We start from the raw sequence: 21,619 nt of genomic DNA, 5'->3' as shown, positions 1-21,619 counted from the left end.
TATGCTGTATAAAGAAGAGTAATTAGTGTATAATGAATTTGAAATTAGAATAGTTTAAGGAGAATAAAATGGATAAGATAGTTTTTTTAGAGCCTGTATTTTGTGAAAGAATATGGGGTGGTCGTAATTTAGAGAAGTTTGATTTTTCTATTCCACAAGGAAATATTGGAGAAGCATGGGTGATTGCTGCTCATGATAATGGTAGTTCAAAAATAATAAACGGTGAGTTAGCAGGGTTAACATTAAAAGAAGCGTATGAGAAACAACCTAGTTTATTCACTGAGAAAGTATATGATAAGTTTCCTTTACTAATTAAGATTTTAGATGCTAGCGATAATCTATCAGTTCAAGTACACCCTGAAGATGATTATGCACGAGTAAATGAGAATGGTGAACTAGGTAAAACTGAATGTTGGTATGTACTTGATGCTAAAGAAGGTGCTAAGTTAGTATATGGACATACTGCTAGAACAAAAGAGGAGTTCAATGATAAAATAGATCGTGCACAATGGCAAGAGTTGTTCATAGAAGAAGAAGTTAAGGTGGGAGATTTTTTCTATATTCCAGCAGGGACACTTCATGCGATAGGAGAAGGAATATTAATATATGAAGTACAGCAAAATTCTGATACGACATATCGAGTATATGATTATGATCGTGTCGATAAAGATGGCAATAAACGTGAACTTCATATAGAAAAAACAAAAGATGTAAGTAAAGTTCCGTTTGAAAAAGTTACCACAAGCCCTAAAGAAGAAAAATTAGAAGGTGCTACAGTAACATACTTAGCAGATGAGAAGTACTTCTCTGTGTTTAAGGTCGAAGTGGAGGGACAAGTTTCTCTAGAAAAAACTAAAACAGGAAATCTATTTACCGTCCTTAATGGTAGCGGAAGTATAGAAGTAGATGGCAACAGCTATGATGTGAAAAAAGGCGATAGTTTTATTTTAACAACGGATTGTAGTAAATATATGTTAAAAGGAGATATGTTCTTAATAGGGAGTTATGATAGATAAAATTAAAATGAGATTATCCAGGTGAGAGAGATAGTTTCAAAATTAAATATAATATATATATCTATTAACTAGTGAATATCTATTTGAAGTAAATAAAAAACTCGTAGATGTTTTATTAGGAGCTAGAAGCGACTTTATTAAATCAAATTTTAAGAAATAATGATTAATAAGTCGCTTTTTATTTTTAAACACATTAAATTTTAATGTATTAAATAGATGATACAAGGCTAGACAGATTATTTATAGATAGAATATAAATGTATAACAGAGATAAACAAATATATTGATTCAGATATAATAATAAAATCAATAGTTAAAAGGTTTTCAAAAAAAGTAGAATTTTATAGGTTTTCTATTGACAAAATAGAGAAAACGTTTTAAAATATAAGTGTATTAAAATTTAATGTGTTAAATAAATGCACTAACTAAAAACAAATAACGGAGGTTATCATAATGAAAGATTTAAAAGGACTATATTCAGCTTTACTTATTCCATTTGATGAAAATGGTGAGGTTAAAGAAGAGGGATTAAGACAAGTAATAGAGCATAACATTAACGTAAGTAAAGTTGATGGTTTATATGTTAATGGAAGTAGTGGGGAGAACTTCTTATTAAATACTGCTCAAAAGAAACAAATTTTTAAATTTGTAAAAGAAGTAGTAGGGGATAGAGTTAAACTTATTGCTCAAGTTGGATCATTAGATTTAAATGAAGCGGTAGAATTAGCTAAATTTGCTACAGAATTAGGATATGACTCATTATCAGCAGTTACTCCATTCTATTACCCATTATCATTCAACGAAATCAAACACTACTACAAAACAATCATCGATGCTACAGATAACAGCATGATTCTTTACTATATTCCATTCTTAACAGGGGTTAAAATTAGTTTAGATCAATTTGCTGAATTACTAGAAGATGAAAAAGTTATCGGTGTTAAATACACTGCTGCAGACTTCTATCAATTAGAAAGATTCAGAAAACGTTTCCCTAATAAATTAATTTGGTCTGGATTCGATGAAATGTTAGTTCAAGCAGCTATCACTGGAGTAGATGGAGCTATCGGTTCTACATATAATGTTAATGGACAAAGAAGCCAAGAAATCTTCAGACTTGCTAAAGAAGGTAAAGTTGCTGAAGCTTACGAACTTCAACATGAAGCAAACGATGTAATCGAAAAAGTATTAGAATTAGGATTGTATCAAACTCTTAAAGAAATCTTAAAAGTTAAAGGTATTGATGCAGGAACTTGTAAAAAACCTATGAAATCATTTGATCCAGCTAAATTAGCTGAAGTTGAAAAATTAGTTAAAGATTATAACCTATAATTTTTAAAATAAGGAGTAAAAAAATAGGGACTGGGGAGAGGAGAATTTCTCCTCCTTCCCAATTATTAGAAAAAATATTATTAGAAAAAATATTATTAAGAAAAAATAGGAGGGGAGTACCATGGATAAAATAGGATTTGGTACACTTAACAGTATAGTTTTAGCGGTTTATCTGTTAGCTATGCTAGCTATAGGGGTGTATTTCACTAAAAAAGCGGGTGAAAGCACGGACGAATTCTTTAAAGCCGGAGGAAATATTCCATCTTGGGCAGTAGGATTCTCGATTTATGCAACAACATTATCAGCAATTACATTTATGGCAACACCGGAAAAAGCATTTAACGGTGACTGGACATATGCAGCAGGGAACTTTTCAATTATCGCGATTATTCCGATATTAATTCACTACTATGTTCCATTCTTTAGAAAATTAAATGTAACGACAGCATATGAATATTTAGAAGAACGTTTTAATCCTAGTGTACGTGTAGTAGGAAGTGTGTTATTCTCACTATTCCATATTGGACGTGTAGCTATCGTTATTTATTTACCAACAGTTGCTATTACATCGGTATCAACACTTAACCCATTCTTAGTATGTGCGGTTATCGGATTACTTTGTGTGGTTTACTCATTCTTAGGAGGAGTAGAAGGGGTTATTTGGACAGACGTTATCCAAGGTATTATCTTACTTGGAGGAGCTGTTTTAGTAATTATCTTAGGGGCATACCACGTAGGTGGATTTGGACACATTACTCAAGATGCTCTAGCAAATGGTAAAATTGTAACTGCTGAGAAATTTAGCTGGTCATTAACCGCATCTACTATTCCAATTATCTTCATTGGATCAGTGTTTAACAGTTTACAACAATATACAGCTTCTCAAGACGTAGTTCAACGTTATAGTACTACAGAGTCAGTTGAAGAAACTAATAAATCACTTTGGACAAATGGATTATTAGCATTCATCTCAATTCCAATCTTCTACGGAATGGGAACAGTTTTATACAGCTTCTACAAAGGTAGCCACGCTGTAACAAAATTACCAGACTTCATGAACGCTGAAGTAGTAGGTAAAGCAGCTAATACAACAGCTTTAGTACCTTACTTCATCTTAACTGCGTTACCTGCAGGGGTTGCTGGATTAGTTATCGCAGCTATTTTAGCGGCCGCTCAATCAACTATCGCATCAAGTTTAAACTCAATTTCAGCTTGTATCACAGTTGATATCAAACAACGTTTCTTTGGATTAAGTAAAGATGCTAAACAAGACGTTCTATTAGCTCGTATTATTATCATCGTAGCGGGTGTATTAGGAACAATCGCAGCATTATACTTCGTAAACTCTAATCAAAAAGAAACTTGGGATTTATTCCTTAAATATATCGGACTTCTAGGGGTGCCTTTAGCTGGTACATTCGCACTTGGTATCTTTACTAAACGTGCAAATGGAGCGGGAGCATTATTAGGATTATTAGTAGCAGGACTTGTATGTTGGTACATCCAAGACTTTACAACTTATGCTAAACAAAGTCCATTTATATTCTCTGGATTCTCATTCTTAAGTGCATTGGTATTCGGTTATATCTGTAGTTTCTTCTTTAAATCTACTAAAAATATTACTGGACTTACTATTCACACTAAAGATCATGAATACGTAAAAGAAGCAAAATAATAAAGTCAGATTTCAAAATATAACAAACTTATAGAATAATCCTCGACTTAGCGTTGAGGGTTATTTTTGTATGGACTTTTATGCAATAATGGTATTTGCTAACATAGAAAATAGAGATGTAAATAATTGAATGTGTGAAGATGATAAATTGTCTTTCTTGTTGTTAATGAGATATAATTAAAGAAAAATATATGTCAGGAAGATAAAGAGATGGATTTAGTAAGAGAAAGAAAACTAAATTATGAGATTAATATTGTTAGAGATGAATTGGAGTTTCAATTATTAACAGTTGAATTCGAAGCCGTAGATTATTCAAAAATTCATGCGGAGATTGTCGTAAAAAAAGTTAATAATAAAGGATTTATACTAGAATTTCCAGATTATGAAGAAGTCCCTAGGAGTTTTTTAGGCCTTATGAATTATTATGCTTTAGGCTATAGTGCTGCAACATTACACATTAGAGGAGATAGGGGAAGAAGTGAAAATAAACAGCCGGCTTCGATATATTTTCCTTTTCTAAATAATAATAACCGAGAAGACTTATATTATAATTATGCCTATCAAGATGGGATAGATTTTGTGAATATTTTAAAAAGAGAATTTCCGAATTTAGAGGTGAATGTTGTTTCTAAAGGGCAAGGTGCTACAATAGGAATCGTGGTTTCAGCTGTAGGAGAGTCCGTGGATAGGATATTTATCTCGAATGTGCAAAATTTTGATTTTAAATATATTTTTGATAATAATATTGATGTTGGAGTTTATGAAGGGATAAGAGAATATGCACGTAATTATCCAGAGAAAGAAGAGTATCTGTTGACGAGATTAGGGGAAATAGATATGATACAGTATTGTAATGAGGTTAATGCAGAGGTGTATTTTGGATACTCGAACCTAGATGAAAAGAATATTGTTATTAATAAAAAATTAGCAAGTATGTTTAAACGAAAAGAAGTGACTGTCTTTGATTGTGAAGAAGAGAATCTTCATGTGAAGTTGTTGGAAAAGTGGTTGCTTAGGGATTTAAAGCTAGGAGTCGAATAGAGAGAAAACTAAAAAATCCGAATCTAATAGTTATATAAAGTTATAGGAAACATGAAGGTTTTACATATAAATGTATATTAACATATTAGACTCGGATTTTTTTATTATTTAAGTTTTTCTATTTCTTTAGTTAGTAATTCTTCTGTTACACCCCCAGCAATTCTATTTCTGATTGTACCATCGCTATTGATGAAAATATGTGTCGGGAATGAACGAATTGCGTAGTTTATGATGAAGCGGTCGTTAACGTCGAAAAGAACAGGATAAGTCACGCCAAGTTCTTTTGCTTTATTAAGGATTACATCTTTACCTTTGTCTTGAGGACTTTGGTTTTTAAACTCAGAATCGTTAGGAGAAGTCATCGATAGGAAGACAACATCCTTATTGTTTTTTAATTTTTGGTAAGTTTTTTCTAACTCTGGGATTTCTCTCATACAAGGTCCACACCAGCTTGCCCACATATTAATGTAAACTTTTTTCCCTTTAAAATCGCTAAGTTTTACAGTTTTTCCATCTTTATCCATAGCTGTAAAGTCAAAAGCTTGGATAGCTTTGTTCTCGCTAGTTGAAGATGTTGTAGTTTGTTTGTTAGTTTCTTCTTTCTTATCAGAAGTACTAGAACATGCACTTAAAATTAGAGCACTACTAAGAAGTGTTGCGCTAAGTACTGTTAGTTTTCTCATATTATTTTCCTCCAATTCAAATCACAAGTTAAGAAAAATATCTAGTTAGAGAGATAAATGATCCACTCAGAATTAATATACCGATTAAGATAAGGATAATACCTGAGATAACTTGTGTGTATTTTAAAATGTTTGTATGTTTTTTGAATAGTTCTAATAATTTTGAAGCGAAGAATGCAACAAGGATAAACGGTAAGATAAATCCTAAGCAGTATGCAAGAATTAGAAGAACACTCATTATTCCAGTATGACTAGATGCGTACAGGAAAACACTAGCTAAGATTGGTCCAATACATGGTGTCCAAGAAAAGCTAAAAGTGAACCCCATTAAAAAAGCAAGAATGGGAGTAGTTTTATTTCCTTTTCTCTTAACTTTGTTTTTTATTGAAAATTCTTGTTTTAAGAAGCCTATCTTAAATACTCCTAGTTGTAATAATCCCATGAAGATGATTAAGACACCGCTGATGATTTGCAATGTTTTAATGTTTTCATTTAAAAATATACTGATAAAACTAGTTGCAAAAGCTAGGATGAAAAATGTTGAACAAATACCTAATACGAATGATAGTGTATTTGTAATAGTGTTACGTTTATTGAAGACTAGTTCCCCGCGTTCATTCATTTCTTTTTTTCCTGCAAGAATACCGATATAGATAGGTAATATAGGTATAACACAAGGAGAAAGGAATGATAGCAGTCCCTCTAAGAAGACAAGAGTCATTTTTAAGGAAGAACTAGCTGTATTAAAATCTGTCATAAAACCCCCTAAAGTAAAATTTAAAATTACAGGTTTACTATATAATAAAAACGCTTAAAATGCAATTTAACTGCTTATAGATTATAATTAATATTACGAATTTCACATAATGTAACAGGGAATTATCGTTATTATTACAAAACTGTTACAAACCTTGAAAAAAGCTATGTTTAACCATATAATGATATTATGTCAAATTTTAGAACGTTGTTCAGTAAGTATTGAACAAGTTTGATGGCGTTTATAGAGAAAAATAATTAAGATAGAAATTAAAAAATTAGAAAATAAAAATAGTATTTATAACGTAGTATAGATGAGTCATTTGACTCAAACCCAATTTTAAGGAGATTAAGATAAATGAGTAAATTACAGAAATTAGTAGCCGCTACGGCAATCGTATCAACAGTAGGAGTAGGATTATCACAAATCGCAGATGCTGATACTTATACAGTAAAAAAAGGAGATACTCTTTGGAATATCGCGGTAAACAACGGTACAACTGTTGAACAACTTATGCAAGATAATAACTTAACAAGTTCATTAATTTTCCCTGGAGATAAATTAACTTATAATACAACAGTGGAACAAGTAGCTCAAGCGAAAGAACAAGGATACTACACAGTAGTATTAGGAGATACTTTAGGAAAAGTTGCAAATAGATTCGGGATTTCAGTAGACGAACTTGTTAAATTAAATAACATTGAAAATCCTAACTTAATTTATGTTGGAACAGTACTAAAAGTTAATGGAAATGCAACAGCAAAAGCTGAAGTAACAGTGCCTAAAGCAACTGTATTAGAAAATACTTCTGAAAAAACAGTAGTAAAAGTTGACCCAGTACAAACTGTTGCACCAAAAGCTACACAAACAGCGACTCCAGAAAAAACTGAAGTTAAGAATGAAACTCAAGTGGCAGCACCAGCTGTAGCAAAAGTTGCAGAAAAACCAGCTGCAACGCCAGCAGTTGCTACAGTAGCTCCAGCTGTAACATCTAAAGCAAAAGCACCTGTAGCTGCAGCAACAACTCAAGCTTCTTCTTCAAATAAAGGAGCTGCAATTTATCAAGCAGCATTGGCTCAGTTAGGTAGATACCAAGATTGTACAATGTTAGTAACAAATGCACTTAAAGCGGTAGGAATCAATTTCCATGATTGGCCAGCAGGATATATGAGTTTAGGAACTGTAGTTCCAGCATCTCAAGCGCAACCTGGAGACTTAGTTTACTATGCAAACGGTGGAACAGGATTAGCTCACATTTCTGTTTATGCAGGTAATGGGCAGGCTGTTCACGGTGGATGGTTAGGAAACCAAACTGTTCTTAACTCTGCAAACATAGGTAGTGGAGCAGTTTACATCCGTGTAAGATAATTAAAGAAATGAATAAAAAGAAGCGATTAGTTGTCTAATCGCTTCTTTTTATAATATTTGTAAGACTTTAGTCCAATGAAATTTACTGTCTAAAAGTTATTATATTTAAATAATTATTAATTAAAAGATCCCCAAAAACTTGTTCTTTCAGTTCCATTGTGAGTTCCTGTAGCTATATAATGACGATCATTTGAATATGAGATATAACTAATCCAAATAAATCCCTCTTTTATAACGTAGCTATCGTAGTAGACACGTTCACCATTATAATAACTGTTTAGTATTTTTCCCAGCTTACTCGGTTTATTTCTAACATTTATAGATGGTACCTCTACAGTAAAGCAGCCGATTTCTTGAATTCTAGTCCACTCCTCATTAGAATTGTAACTGGGTCTAATAAAACCTGCAAGGTAAGTGTCACCACGACTCATAATACGTGCAATACCACCACGTTCAGGTGTGCCATCAACATTTTGTTCTACAGACGTGATAAGACCATCTTCTATCTCTATAACTATACCGACATGACCGTATTTATCCCAATCGCCCCAATGCCAAATTGCAATATCCCCAGGAGCTATTTCAGTATCTCCTTTAAAATATCTTTTCCAGCCCGGAGGAATGGGGTTAGTTAGATAATCGATGGCATTACCATAGATTTGAAAATCGGCAAAATTCTTTATATATGCCATTGTTAAATCAACACATTGTGCTCCATACATTCCGTCCATGTCTATCCATTTATAGACGTTATCCTTTGCCCAGTTAACCATTGTTTGTTGACTTGTCATAATAAGCACTTCCTTATTTTAAATTATTATTTTATATTAAGATTTAACTTTGTTTCTATGATACGAGTAAGTTCATTTAGGCTTTTACCTATATTTTGTAAAGTATTATCTAATTTTAAGAGGAAAAACACTGCGACAAAGATAGGGAAACCTACAGTATTGATGAAATTTAGTATGTCCATAAAAAAAGGTGCGGCTTGGACCGCACCTCCCTCCCTTCTATTATTGAAGTTCGCTTACTTCACGAGTAGTGTAAGTAGCTTTTTTAAATCCTGTAAGAGTATGTTTATCATTATTTAATACTTTCGTGTCGATAATTTTTTGGGCGACAGCTTCTACAGTAGCTTTGCTTAAATCATCCTTTGGAAATGATAAAGCAATGTGATAAGTTTTTTTATTATCGGTATTAAAGTAAATGTTTAATTTTTTTTCCATAATTGTATTCTCCCTTAAAATTATAGTGATTCTTTTGTACTTGTGACAATATCGTCAATATTTTTAGCGATAAGTTTTTTTAATTCTTCGCTAACTTCTTTCAGAGCAGTATCTTCAGCAGTAGGAGAAACCTCAAAGTTATAACTTTTAACTACGTGTTTTTCCCCTTTAGGTTCGTTATAGTTTAGATGTAAAATTTTTTTTAAAATTTTCATAATAAAAATCTCCCTTGTTTATATTTATATTATGTCTTTGGCCTCTGACACTAAACATATCGGAAATAATAGAGAATATTTCTCAAATGAAAAATAGTGAATGTATAGGCGATTGTTTAAGTTAAATTTTATTTGAATAAATTATAATAAAAAAGTAGTGGAAATATATAAGAAATAGTATTATAATATATTAGAAACAAAGGAGGGAATACAATGAAAGATAATAGATTATTGAAAGTATTATGGGGAATTGTATTAGCTATTTTTTTATGTAGTGCCTTATTTATAGGTATAAGTTATTTTTCAGGTGGAGATTCTAGTAGTAAGAAAAAAGACAATGAGACTACTTCATCAACAAAGGATAAGAGTAAAGACAAAGATAGCTTAAAATCTAAAACAAAAGAAAAAAGCGATGAAGAAAAATATAGAGAGAATAAAAACTCTAATGATTCAGAAAGCTCATCTTCTTCAACTACATCTAAATCGGAAAGTAGTAAATCAAGTAACACGAATAACACAGTAGCTAATACGCAAAATAATACTAATAATAAGAACAATAGTAATAACGATAATAGCAGTAATAGTAATGATACTAATAACAATACTACAAAAGATGCTAATAAAGAAGTAACTAAAGCAAATGGTGGAGCGGTAGCCCCAGGAACATTTAATAATTCAGAAGACGCACATAATTATGCTAATGAGGAAATAAACAGATTAGCAAAAGAGAATAAAAAACATTATAGTTATGTATTAGATAGAGATAGTAAAGGTAAAGTTGTTGTAAAAATAACAGAAGAATAATATAAAACTCATATCCTCCTTTAATAAAGGGGATATGAGTTTTTATGCTGAGAAAAGGAATGTTAAAGGTAATAATAGGAATTAGAAAATTTTAGTAAAATATCATAAGAAGTGGTATAATGTAGGGCGAGTATAAAAATAAAATTTTGAAGATTTCGCTAGAGAATGTAAAAAAGAATTGTTGAAAAAATAATGGAATAAGGAAATGTTGATTTTTAGAATAGATAGCTAATATCTTTTAGAATAATAAACTTGAAATAAAATTCTTGGTTTTAAACTGAAAAATAAAAGAAATTCTTGATAATTTTAATACTATTTAGCATATTAAACTAAAAGTGAGGTGGGAAAATGAGAATTGGAATAATCGCGGAATTTAATCCATTACATAGTGGACATAGATATTTAATAGAATGCGCCAGAAAAATAGCTGATGAAAATAATGGAGAGGTAATCTGTGTAATGAGTGAATTTTTCACTCAAAGAGGTGAAGTTGCAATAGTGGATGGATATACTCGAGCTAGAGAGGCTGTGAGAAGTGGTTGTGATGTTGTTATTGCACTGCCTTATCTCGGGAGTGTTGCATATGGTGACGATTTTGCTAGAAAAAGTATAGAGATATTATCTGGTGCTGGAATAACACATTTAATCTTCGGGACTGAAAATGAAGATGTAAGTATACTCGAAAAAATTTACACAAAACAACAAAAAATAGATAAAGAAGAATATAAAAAATTGTTAAAAATAGGTCTTAATCATGCAAAGATTAGTAGTGTGCTATATGGATTAGAAAATAATAATCCGAACTTTAGTTTAGCATATAGTTATTATAAAGCTATTAGAGAAGCGGGATTAAATATTCAAATGATACCAATAAAAAGAGAAGGTCAAGGTTTGAATAGTACTGAGATACAGGAAGAAGAGCATCTTAGTGCGACGGCTATAAGGAATAATATAAATGATAAAAAGATAGAAAAGTATCTTTCTAAAGAAATGCTTGCTGATTTGAAAAAAGAAAATATAGCATTAGAATCAGAGTTGTTTCCATATTTGAAATATAAAATTTTAACTCTAGGAAAGGGGGGAATCAAAAAAATATATGACGTTAGTGAGGGTCTAGAGAATAGAATCTATGAAGCGGCTCTTAAGGTAGAAAATTACAGAAATTTAGTAAAAAAGATAGCAACAAAAAGGTATAGTAACAAGAAAATTCAAAGGGTGTTACTGCACATATTGACAAATACTTTAAAAGAGGATTATAAGGAGAATTTCTCTACTAACAATTTTAGAGTACTAGCTGTGAAAAAGGATAAAACAGCCATTATTAGAGAGATTAATAGGGATGATAAAATTATCCTTCACTCACTTTTGAATAGTAAAAATAGTATGAACTTTGAACAAGATATTAAAGTAGCTAGAATATATGAAATGCTATTTAATAACAAAGATATTTTTAGAGAAAATATACAAATAATAGATTAATATTAAACAGAGAATGAAGAGAAAATATTCTCTGTTTTTGTTATCGATAAGTGAAGTACAATTTATGTAAATTTTAAAGAATTAATAGTAGTTGACATAAAAACTTTAACTAAAATTTATGTAATTATATTATGATATTTGATGGTATATAATATTTTGTGTAAACAGGAAAGTCAAGAGGAATAGTAAAAAAGCCATAGAAAAAAGAGACTCCTAGGTGTAAAATAAAGTTATCCACAATTTAAAAGAAACAATAATATTACTGTATAAAAGAGAAATAGGTGAAATAGTAGAATAATTATATGGATACTACTATTCACCACAAACAATAAGTGTTATAACTAAACAATTAGATGAAAAAGTTAAAGAGCATCATTCAAGAAAAATAGCAAAAGATTATGCGGTAGTATATGCAGATTCAACAACACATATTAGTGTAAAAAGAGAAACAGTAGGAAAAGAAGTACTACATATATTAATAAAAATAACAATAAGTAGAGAAAAAGAAATTTTATCATATGAATTATTTCCAATAGAATCATCAGAAAACTATAGAAATATGTTAGAAGGATCTTAAGAAAAGAGGTTTAAATAAAGTATTATTATTTGGCATAGATGGATTAAAAGGAAGAAGAGCCATTATAAATAGCAAACTTTATTTAAAGAATTATATTATTTTTACATAAAAATCTTGATATTACCTAGCTTAAAGGTGGTTATAAGAATACAAAAAAATCTAAGTAACAAATATTGATGTTACTTAGATTTTTTTATTTATTATTTTGCTAAATTCACAGCTGCTTTATTATTCTTGTTGTAAGAGATGTAAGTAAGAGTTAAGAATATTATTCCTAAAATAACTAAGATTAATATTGCACTGTTGTAAATTCCATTTGTTAGTCCTCCTAGAACTGCTTGTCTAACAGCGGTATCACCGTAGAATACAGGTGTGAATGGGATTAGACCACTGTATAGAGATGGTAGCATTTCTTTAGGGAATAGTGGTGTAGTTAGAACAAATTGTAATGCTACGAATCCAATGCTAATCGCATTACCAACTTTTCCAAATGTGTACGATAGGAAGTGTGTTATTAGCATAAACACGATACTTGAAAGCATTAATCCGAAGAAGTACATTCCGAAGTTTTGAACTTTAAAGTCAAAGAATAAACTCATTGCTACTACTTCTATGATTGTTGCTAAGATAGCGAATGTTGTCATTGATACTAGTCTTGTACCGAATAAGCTGTTTGTTGATTCTCGGTATTTTGCTTTACGAGCTGGGAAAAGAATGTTGAATGCCGCAGCTGCGATAAGTAGTCCGAATACTAAGAAGAACGGTGCCATTGCGTTACCGTAACTAGTTTCTTCTGAGATGTCGCTGATATTAGTTTTGATTGGATTAGACATCATGTCTACATTTTTATCTCCAGTTTTGGCTGCTGATAGTTTATCGGCTCCACTAGAAAGTTTATCTGCTAATACTCCAGAACCATCTTTAGCTTTTTCTAGTCCAGAAAGTAATTCAGGAGCTTTAGCTTGCATGATAGTTAGTGCACCAGATAGTTTAATAGCACCATCTCTTGCGCTGTTAACTCCATTGATAAGTTCAGGAGCTTTAGCCTGCATAGAAGAAAGTCCGTTGTGAAGTTTATCAGAACCATCTTTAGCGCTGTTAACTCCGTTGATAAGCTCAGGAGCTTTGGCTTGCATAGAAGAAAGTCCGTTGTGAAGTTTATCAGAACCATCTTTAGCGCTGTTAACTCCGTTGATAAGTTCAGGAGCTTTAGCCTGCATTGCAGAAAGTCCATTGTGAAGTTTATCAGCGCCTTCTTTAGCACTGTTAACTCCATTGATAAGTTCAGGAGCTTTAGTTTTCATAGCTGATAATCCATTGTGAAGTTTATCAGAACCATCTTTAGCACTGTTAAGTCCACTTAATAACTCAGGAGCTTTAGCTTGGATAGCAGAAAGTCCGTTGTGAAGTTTATCAGAACCATCTTTAGCACTGTTAAGTCCGCTTAATAATTCAGGAGCTTTAGCTTTCATATCAGTTAATCCTTGGTAAAGTTTCTTACCACCGTTATCAAGTTCTTGGATACCGATGCTTAGTTCAGGAAGTTTAGTCTGAAGTTTGTTAAGTCCTGCATTGATTTTTGCATTTCCGTTGACTAGAGCGTCGATTCCACCGGTTAACTCAGGAAGTTTTTCGTGAATTAATTGGATACCACCTGAAAGCTGATTGAATCCTGCTTGTAATTCAGTTCCTTTGCTTGCTAGAGTACCAACACCTTGTGCTAGTTCTCCAGTTGTTATTGATGTAGTTAGTGAGTTAACTCCGTTAGTGTAAGAAGAAACACCTTCTTTTAATTTTGGAGTAGCACTTGCCAATTGGTTAAGTCCATTTACTAACTCACCTGAAGTTAGAGATGATACAGTTGCGTCAACTCCGCCTTTATATTGATTGAATCCTGCGATAAGAGTAGGAGTTTTTTCATTCATTATCGTTAGACCAGCTTTTAATTGACCACTTCCAGTTGCAAGTTGGCTAACAGCTGATTTAATGCTTGAGAATCTGCTGATAGTTCCTTCAAGATTAGCTGCAAGAGAGTTTACATCGAATTTATCAAGTTGAGTTTGAATGTAGTTTAATTTTCCTACACGGTATTTCATACTTGAGTATTTTGATGCAGCACTGTTAATAGCTGAAGTAAGTTCTGCTTTTACCTGGCTATTATTGTTGCTACTATTTTGAACAGTAGTAGGTTGTGGTGCTGGTGTAGCAGCTACATCACTTTTAGCTGCAGAAAGAATTTGAGCTTTTTGCTCAGGTGTTAATTTCATTGATGCTAGTGTTTGTTCCAGTCCTGAGAAATTAGTAGTAGGAGCTGGAGTAGGTGCAGCTGGTATAGTAGTCGTAGATTGTGTATCTATACGACTTACAATTTTTTTAAGACTTTCTATTTGAGCACCCAAATCTGTGAAAGCACTAGATAGTGGATTAAAGTTAGTTCTATATGTGATTTTTAATCCTTTTAGTTTGTCTAATGTAGACGTTAGGTTAGATTTTTTAGCGGCTAAGTCGCTGTCGCTAGGTAAGTTAGAATTTAGTGCATTTAATCCAGTGTTGATTTTATCTGCTCCATCTACTAATTTCGGTGTGCTTTCAGAAAGTTTAGCAACACCGTTACCTAATTCAGTACCACCTGCGGCTAATCTATTTAAGTCATCTTTTTTAGATGCTAGCTTAGAGTTGATTTGAGAAATTCCATCTGATAATCTGTCAATGCCGTTGTTAAGTGTAGCACTTCCGGCGCTAAGTTTTTCTAAATTACCTTTTTTAGCTAGTAGTTTTTCATTAAGAGTAAGTACTCCGTTGGTATATTTTAAAAGCCCTTCTTTAAATGCTTCGCTTCCTTTGTGTAATTTATCTATTCCATCTGTTAGCATAACGCTCTTAGTTTTGAATGTATCAAAACCGATAGTAAGTTGGTTAGAACCTGCAGTAAGTTCGTTTACACCAGAAACTAGTGCAGCTTTTTTATCATTTAATGTGCTTAGGCCACTTGATAGTTTTCCGGCTCCTTCTTGAAGTTGAGAAACTCCGTTACCAAGTTTTGCACCACCTTCGCTAAGACGATTTAATCCAGCAGAAAGACGACCAGAACCATCGGTAAGTTGGTTGATACCATCGCTCAGTTTCGCACCACCTTCGCTAAGACGATTTAGTCCAGTAGTTAGGCGATTAGAACCGTCAGAAAGTTCATTGATACCATTACCAAGTTTCGCACTACCTTCGCTAAGACGATTTAGTCCAGCAGAAAGACGATCAGATCCGTCAGTAAGTTGATCGATACCACCACTTAGTTTAGTGCCACCTTCGCTAAGACGACCAAGTCCAGCAGAAAGACGACCAGAACCATCGGTAAGTTGATCGATACCACCGCTCAGTTTAGCGCTACCTTCGCTAAGCCGACCAAGTCCGGCAGAAAGACGACCAGAACCATCGGTAAGTTGATCGATACCACCGCTCAGTTTCGCACCGCCTTCGCTAAGGCGACCAAGTCCAGCAGAAAGACGACCAGAACCATCGGTAAGTTGATCGATACCACCGCTCAGTTTCGCACCACCTTCGCTAAGACGACCAAGTCCATTGTTCAGCTGGTTCGAAGCATCGGCTGCTTTTTGAAGTGAAGAACTAATCTCAGAAAACTTACTGTAGAGAGTAGCTGTATAAGTTTTTACAACTTGATCTTTAACGGTATTTGTTAAGTTGCTCGCTACAGTTTCCATGATTTTCTCACCGTTTTTACTCTTAGTAAAGTTAGTAGTAAAGTCGATGTTCATTTTTTCTGGACTATCGTTTGATAAAGATGTAGCATTTTTAGAGAAGTTTTGTGGTATTGTAACTACCATGTAGTAGTCTCCTTCTCGTAATTCTTTATCGGCTGTATCTTTATCGACGAATTGCCAATTTACTTTTTTGTTATCTTTTAGTTTTTCGACCATTGAATTCCCGACTTCTAGAGTTTTTCCATTAAAATCTACTTTTTGGTCTAGGTTAACAACTCCGACTTTCATGTTTCCGGTATTGTCATATGGATTCCAAACGGATTTTAGGAAAGTTCCTGAATATAAAACAGGAACTAGAAGAACGGTAGCCATGGTAGCTTTTAATCCTTTGCTCTTTAAAAGGCTACTAAATTCTTTTTTTATCATAATTCCTCCAAAGAAATTTCGTCGGCGAAATTCCATTATGTTAATTTTGATGGGAGTGACTCAAAAATCGTGATTTCGAAGAAATCAATTTTGTCGAGTCGCTCCTACTTTAGATATTCTACAACTTTATATACTAAAAGTCAAAATATTTTAAAGTAATAGTGAATTATTAATATTTAATAATAGAGTATATTAGATATAATGGAGATAAAAATTATAACTTTTAAAATTAATAATTAGCGAATAATCTATGATAATAATGGTATTTTTATAAAAGGGGAATTATTCTTTAAACTTATAAAAAGATATATATTACTTAAAATAATTTTATTAAGTATTAATATAAATTATCCTAATTAACAAAAAAATAGTTCACTATTCACTTGTTATTTAGAACAGAATTGGCAAAATAGAATTTTAAAAATAGTATATTATATTTATTGTGTAAAAAAGGTAGAAATCCTTAAAAATGGATAACTACCTTTGTTTTAGTGTTAAGTTATGCTAATGCGTGTGATATTTTATGTTCCAGTAGATTGCTAAAACAATTTTGAGCATCTTTTAAATCCTTTGTATCAGGATGTTTTTTAGATTCTTGAACCATATCAACAAGGTCTGGCGTAACTTTGTGAATAAAATTAGGATCACGCCAAGTAAGAATTTTGAAAACTATCATAACCTTTGGATCGACCTTACCTTGACAGACGAAAGTTTCGTGTATTTTATTGTTACGCTCTTCCATAAACGCGATATAATTATTAATAGAATCATCGGCGTGATAATGTTCACGTGGAACACCACAAGTTAGAAATAGAGCGACATCTTTACCATGTATTTCCTGTTGATCGATAAAACGTTGCATATTTTTATTGGCGTTAGTTTTATCTGTCCAAGCACCTAGAATATAGAAATCATATTCTTTTTCTAGTTTTTTTCGTTGTTTTTTTATATCAAGTAGATCTACTTCTCCTTGATCTTTTATCTGTTCGTAAATAGCTTCAGCTACTTTTTTAGTATTTTTTGTTTTACTAGAATAAGCAAGTAAAATTTTCATAATAAGCCTCCTACCTAGGATGTTGGAATAATATTTCTAAAAATTAAACCTATAATAATTAAATCCATATAACTATTATAACAAAAATAAAACTAGTTTTAAACCGATAACTGAAAATAATAATCAATTATAAAATTGGATAGAGATAAAAAATAAAAAACTTGGAAAAATAACTGGGTACAATTGAGATTCTGTTGAAAAAATATGAAAAAATTCATAGTTTATGATAAAATACTAATTGATAATATATAAAAATCAAGTTAAATAGTGATAGGAGAAGACAATGGAAAAATTGTTTGCGATAACGAGTTATGCATCGTTTATTGTATACCATATAGAAGCTATGGATAAAGTAAAAATTCCAAAGACTATGATAAGAGAATATATTAATCTTCAAAAAACAGTAGGGAGTTTTCCTGAGGAGATAAACTATGTAAGTAGTTTTTATGATGTTAGTACAGGAAGTAGTGGAGCATTATTTGAAAATACTAATGAAGGGAATTATATTTTATCTTATACAGGAACAAATTTTTATTTTGATAGACAGAAAGATATGTATGCTGATGTAGTTGGTATTTGTTTGGGACAAGCGGAACATATGTTGTCATGTTATAGGTTTTATACACGTATGAAGAAAAAGTATGGTGATAATATTATTCTAACAGGGCACTCATTAGGTGGAAGTATTGCACAGCGTGTTGCGATTGAGTATGATGTACAGCAAAGTATCGTTTTTAATGCAGCCCCGATATATTTGGTTGGAGGCATAGATATTTTTATGGATAAGGAAAAAGACAGTGAATTGTACACCGTTCGCATGAAGAACTATCTTAGAAATGTAAAGAAAACAGCTATTAAGAAGGCGATTTTTACAGGAAATGTAAAGAGGGTTGTTTCTGAATATGATATATTTACGCGTATATCAGAATTGCTGTCTATAGGTTATTATGTTGGAGATGAGATTATTGTAAAAGATGCTGGAATGCATGGTATTAAGAGTTTTTTAGATATTTATCAGAAATCTTTTGGTAGTTCGTTTGAGAAGAAAGACAATGACGAGCTTTTGTCACTGGAATATAAAGACTTTAGTTTGGCTGAGGTGGGAGTTCTAAGTAATTTCTCAGAAGAACGTATAGTAGAGATAGAAAATAGATTGAATGAACTTTTAGCAAGTGATACTGTAATAGATAATTTGAATAAAAATCCATATAATGTTAATTTTGAATTTTTCATAAGGGCTATATTAGATAATATTGCGAAGAAAAAAGAAGAACTATAATAGATTCCTTGTCTGACGTTTTTGTTAGATGAGGAGTTTTTTATAAGATTATTGGAGTTGTTTGTTATGAGTTATAGGATGGGGTTGATACGAAAGTACTAAAGTGTGTATGATAACTCACGCTCTTTCGCATAACTGATAGAGTGTTAATCGTTTGCTTAAAGTTGTAACTTAACTGGAAAAAATGATATAATATTGATAACTATGTATATTCTTATAGTGATGAGGAGATACAGGGTGAAAAGATGAAAGTATGCTCCGAAGAATATTTTATAAAAAATATAAGTAGGAATATATATTTAATACTTAGTATAAATCTAAGGAGGAAGAAAATGGCAGAATATAAAATACTAGTGGTCGATGATGAAGAACCGATTGCTAATATATTAGAGTTTAATCTGAAAAAAGAAGGGTATGATGTAATTGTCGCAAATGATGGAGAAAAGGCGGTAGAACTTGCTTTTAATGACAATCCAGACTTGATTTTGTTAGACTTGATGTTACCTAAAAAAGATGGAATGGAAGTATGTAGAGAAGTACGTACCAAAAAGAATATTCCAATTATCATGCTAACTGCGAAAAATAGTGAAATAGATAAAGTTCTTGGACTTGAATTTGGAGCGGATGACTATGTAACAAAACCATTCTCAACACGTGAGCTTATGGCTAGGGTTAAGGTAAACTTGCGTCGTGTTACTAAGCAACAAGAAGAAGTTGTTGAGGAAAAAAATGGTGGAGATCTTGTGATTAAAGATATCGTTATTTATCCAGAAGCTTATGTTATTAAGAAAAATGGTGAAGAAATCGACTTAACACGTAGAGAATTTGATTTATTCTACTACCTTGCACAACATCGTGGACAAGTTTTAACACGTGAAAACCTTCTGCAAACGGTATGGGGTTATGATTATTTTGGTGATGTGAGAACTGTGGATGTAACTGTAAGAAGACTACGTGAAAAAGTAGAAGATGATTCATCTCAACCGGAATATATTATGACACGTCGTGGTGTTGGTTACTTTATAGGTGAAGAGTAATGAATTTTTTTGGAAAGAGATTTAAGAAAAGATTCTTTTCATCAATTCGAACTAAGTTCGTAATAGTTTATGTGTTAGTTAACATAATTTCATTACAACTTATCGGATTGTTCTTTACAACGCAACTAAGAAATAGTAATGTAAATACATTTGAACAAAATATTATTGAACAGGAAAAAATTCTGAACTACCATGTTCGTGAAGAGTTGGAAAAAGTTAGTAGTAACGGAGATAGTTCGAAAAATACAGAGGATAATACCGGTCAAGATGAATCAGCGAAGAGTAATAGAGATTCAAAGAGTGGGATAGCTAAACTAGTTAGTGAATTTAATATTCAAAAGCTATTATTGGTAAATGTTATAGATAATGATTCAAAAATCTTAGCGACTTCTTCAAAAAATGGTAATGATGAGTATCTTGCTAAAAGGTCGTTTGATCCGTTGGTAAGTCAGGTTATAAAAACAGGAGAGAGTACTAAACAAATTCAAAATAATGCTGATAGTAATAAGCGTGTTTGGATTTATGTAAGTCCCGTAAAAAAAGATAATGAAGTTGTCGGTGTAATCTCGATTATGGCAGATATAGAAAGTGTTTATCAAGAGGTAAGTAGTATTTCGAAAATCTTCCTAGTGGGAACTATTTTATCAATTTTAATTACAACTGTTATAGGGTTTGTAGCTTCAAAAACTGTAACGAGTTCTATTGAAAAGATGAGCTCACAGGTTAAGAAGATGGCTTTAGGGAATTATGGGACTGTAGTCGGAATAGACACAGATGATGAGATTGGAGATTTGGCAAAAGTGTTTAACCAAATTTCTAAGAGGATTGAAGAAGAGCAGGCTGTTACTGAGACTGAACGTAGAAAGCTTGCGACGATTATCGAAAGTATGATGGATGGAATTATTACGACAGATAATAATGGTAAAATAATTCTGATTAATACTAGTGCGGAAGATATGCTAGGTGGTCGTGATGATGAAATCTTTATAGGAAAAGATGTTCTGAAGATTCTTAATATCACTGAATATGAAAGTATAGAAGAGATATTAGAGGCGGAAGATAGCCTTCTTATAAATACCTCGAAAACAGACGAAGAGCTACTTTTACGAGCTGAGATTTCTAAAATAGAAAAAGAAGACAAGGAAGATTTAACTCAAATGTCGACGGAGTTGGAAGGGTATATTATTGTTCTTTATGATGTAACAGATCAAGAACGTCAGGAAAAAGAAAGACGCGAGTTCGTATCTACAGTGTCTCATGAACTTCGTACTCCGCTAACAACGATGAACAGTTATATCGAAGCATTAGAAGAAGGTGTTCTTGAGGATAAAGAGCTTGCACCGCAGTTTATCGATACTATTCATAAAGAAACTACTCGTATGATAAGAATGGTAAATGAATTAATGCAACTTGGTAAGATGGATATTAAGGAAGAGCATTATGAAAAAGAATTTATCGATATTAATAAAATGCTTGAACAAATTTCGGATAGATTTGCCTTAACGCACCCTGAAAAAAACTTTATAAAGCATATTCCTAAGAATCCAATATTTGTAGAGGGTGATCAGGATAAACTTACACAGGTATTTGATAATATTGTAAATAATGCGATAAAATACTCTCCTAACGGTAAGAATATTACAATAAGGGTAAGACAGAACTATCACCATAATAGGGTGAGTATTTCTATTAAAGATGAAGGTGTAGGAATTCCATTAGTCCACATTGACAAAATCTTTAATAGATTCTACAGAGTTGATAAGAGTAGACAAAGGAGTATGGGAGGAACAGGTTTAGGATTGGCTTTAGCTAAGACTATCGTGGAGGCCCATAAAGGTCGTATTTGGGCGCAAAGTAGAGAAGGTTATGGAAGTATTATATTTGTAACACTGCCTTGTGAACAAATTGATGATGAATGGTTATAGAGGTAAATA

The 21,619-nt window shown here is 32.1% G+C and carries 18 protein-coding genes and 1 pseudogene; 11 read left to right on the top strand and 8 right to left on the bottom strand.

Features of this window, described 5'->3' with window-relative positions:
• The first annotated feature begins 68 nt into the window (after positions 1–68).
• The 4 genes from manA to ACWOBP_RS03590 all read left to right on the top strand — a co-directional run bounded on the left by manA (position 69) and on the right by ACWOBP_RS03590 (position 5,064).
• Entirely contained in the window at positions 69–1,016 is a 948-nt protein-coding gene (manA, locus tag ACWOBP_RS03605; protein ID WP_455337499.1) for a mannose-6-phosphate isomerase, class I, read from the top strand.
• Between the two features lie 453 nt (positions 1,017–1,469).
• Positions 1,470–2,348, top strand: coding sequence for an N-acetylneuraminate lyase (locus tag ACWOBP_RS03600; RefSeq protein ID WP_455337498.1), 879 nt, complete (start codon positions 1,470–1,472; stop codon positions 2,346–2,348).
• Positions 2,349–2,469: 121 nt separating this feature from the next.
• Positions 2,470–4,023 (top strand): sodium:solute symporter, encoded by a 1,554-nt coding sequence (locus tag ACWOBP_RS03595; RefSeq protein WP_455337497.1) that lies wholly within the window; start codon positions 2,470–2,472, stop codon positions 4,021–4,023.
• Positions 4,024–4,233: 210 nt separating this feature from the next.
• Positions 4,234–5,064 (top strand): acetylxylan esterase, encoded by an 831-nt coding sequence (locus tag ACWOBP_RS03590; RefSeq protein ID WP_455337496.1) that lies wholly within the window; start codon positions 4,234–4,236, stop codon positions 5,062–5,064.
• 104 nt (positions 5,065–5,168) lie between these two features.
• Here ACWOBP_RS03590 and ACWOBP_RS03585 read toward each other — a convergent pair whose 3' ends face one another.
• Positions 5,169–5,747 (bottom strand): TlpA family protein disulfide reductase, encoded by a 579-nt coding sequence (locus tag ACWOBP_RS03585; protein WP_455337495.1) that lies wholly within the window; start codon positions 5,745–5,747, stop codon positions 5,169–5,171.
• A 28-nt stretch (positions 5,748–5,775) separates the two neighbouring features.
• Positions 5,776–6,504, bottom strand: coding sequence for a cytochrome c biogenesis CcdA family protein (locus ACWOBP_RS03580; protein WP_455337494.1), 729 nt, complete (start codon positions 6,502–6,504; stop codon positions 5,776–5,778).
• Between the two features lie 357 nt (positions 6,505–6,861).
• Here ACWOBP_RS03580 and ACWOBP_RS03575 point away from each other — a divergent pair, with 357 nt between their 5' ends.
• The gene (locus tag ACWOBP_RS03575; protein ID WP_455337493.1) at positions 6,862–7,872 is read left to right on the top strand and encodes a LysM peptidoglycan-binding domain-containing protein; all 1,011 of its coding nucleotides are present in this window, start codon (positions 6,862–6,864) and stop codon (positions 7,870–7,872) included.
• 116 nt (positions 7,873–7,988) lie between these two features.
• Here ACWOBP_RS03575 and ACWOBP_RS03570 read toward each other — a convergent pair whose 3' ends face one another.
• From ACWOBP_RS03570 to ACWOBP_RS03555, 4 genes are read right to left on the bottom strand one after another with little or no spacing between them, the layout of a single operon-like run.
• Positions 7,989–8,663, bottom strand: a complete 675-nt coding sequence (locus ACWOBP_RS03570; RefSeq protein WP_455337492.1) for a CHAP domain-containing protein — start codon at positions 8,661–8,663, stop codon at positions 7,989–7,991.
• 26 nt (positions 8,664–8,689) lie between these two features.
• The gene (locus ACWOBP_RS03565; RefSeq protein WP_455337491.1) at positions 8,690–8,845 is read right to left on the bottom strand and encodes a YvrJ family protein; all 156 of its coding nucleotides are present in this window, start codon (positions 8,843–8,845) and stop codon (positions 8,690–8,692) included.
• Between the two features lie 40 nt (positions 8,846–8,885).
• On the bottom strand, positions 8,886–9,098 hold the full coding sequence (locus ACWOBP_RS03560) for a DUF2922 domain-containing protein (RefSeq protein WP_455337490.1): 213 nt from the start codon (positions 9,096–9,098) through the stop codon (positions 8,886–8,888).
• Between the two features lie 20 nt (positions 9,099–9,118).
• A complete protein-coding gene (locus ACWOBP_RS03555; RefSeq protein WP_455337489.1) occupies positions 9,119–9,313 on the bottom strand; it encodes a hypothetical protein in 195 nt (64 codons plus the stop codon).
• Positions 9,314–9,526: 213 nt separating this feature from the next.
• Between ACWOBP_RS03555 and ACWOBP_RS03550 the strand changes: the two genes are divergently transcribed.
• From ACWOBP_RS03550 to ACWOBP_RS03540, 3 genes and pseudogenes are all read left to right on the top strand, one after another.
• The gene (locus ACWOBP_RS03550) at positions 9,527–10,117 is read left to right on the top strand and encodes a hypothetical protein (RefSeq protein WP_455337488.1); all 591 of its coding nucleotides are present in this window, start codon (positions 9,527–9,529) and stop codon (positions 10,115–10,117) included.
• Between the two features lie 348 nt (positions 10,118–10,465).
• Positions 10,466–11,596 carry a tRNA(Met) cytidine acetate ligase gene (locus ACWOBP_RS03545; RefSeq protein ID WP_455337487.1) on the top strand — a complete coding sequence of 377 codons (1,131 nt, stop codon included), beginning with the start codon at positions 10,466–10,468 and terminating at the stop codon, positions 11,594–11,596.
• Positions 11,597–11,906: 310 nt separating this feature from the next.
• Positions 11,907–12,173 (top strand): annotated as a pseudogene (locus tag ACWOBP_RS03540) (transposase); the annotation flags it as partial.
• A gap of 200 nt (positions 12,174–12,373) precedes the next feature.
• Here ACWOBP_RS03540 and ACWOBP_RS03535 read toward each other — a convergent pair.
• On the bottom strand, positions 12,374–16,315 hold the full coding sequence (locus ACWOBP_RS03535; protein ID WP_455337486.1) for a YhgE/Pip family protein: 3,942 nt from the start codon (positions 16,313–16,315) through the stop codon (positions 12,374–12,376).
• Positions 16,316–16,814: 499 nt separating this feature from the next.
• Positions 16,815–17,369, bottom strand: coding sequence for a flavodoxin family protein (locus ACWOBP_RS03530; RefSeq protein WP_455337485.1), 555 nt, complete (start codon positions 17,367–17,369; stop codon positions 16,815–16,817).
• Between the two features lie 283 nt (positions 17,370–17,652).
• On the opposite strand from ACWOBP_RS03530, the gene ACWOBP_RS03525 reads away from it, so the two are divergent.
• The 3 genes from ACWOBP_RS03525 to ACWOBP_RS03515 all read left to right on the top strand — a co-directional run bounded on the left by ACWOBP_RS03525 (position 17,653) and on the right by ACWOBP_RS03515 (position 21,610).
• Positions 17,653–18,648 carry a hypothetical protein gene (locus ACWOBP_RS03525; protein WP_455337484.1) on the top strand — a complete coding sequence of 332 codons (996 nt, stop codon included), beginning with the start codon at positions 17,653–17,655 and terminating at the stop codon, positions 18,646–18,648.
• Positions 18,649–18,980: 332 nt separating this feature from the next.
• Entirely contained in the window at positions 18,981–19,685 is a 705-nt protein-coding gene (yycF, locus tag ACWOBP_RS03520; RefSeq protein WP_455337483.1) for a response regulator YycF, read from the top strand.
• Positions 19,685–21,610 (top strand): ATP-binding protein, encoded by a 1,926-nt coding sequence (locus tag ACWOBP_RS03515; RefSeq protein WP_455337482.1) that lies wholly within the window; start codon positions 19,685–19,687, stop codon positions 21,608–21,610. Before yycF ends, ACWOBP_RS03515 begins: the two co-directional genes overlap by 1 nt.
• Positions 21,611–21,619 lie beyond the last annotated feature (9 nt).

The sequence above is a fragment of the Gemella parahaemolysans genome (assembly GCF_053758945.1).
This window is presented reverse-complemented; position numbering and strand designations above follow the sequence as displayed.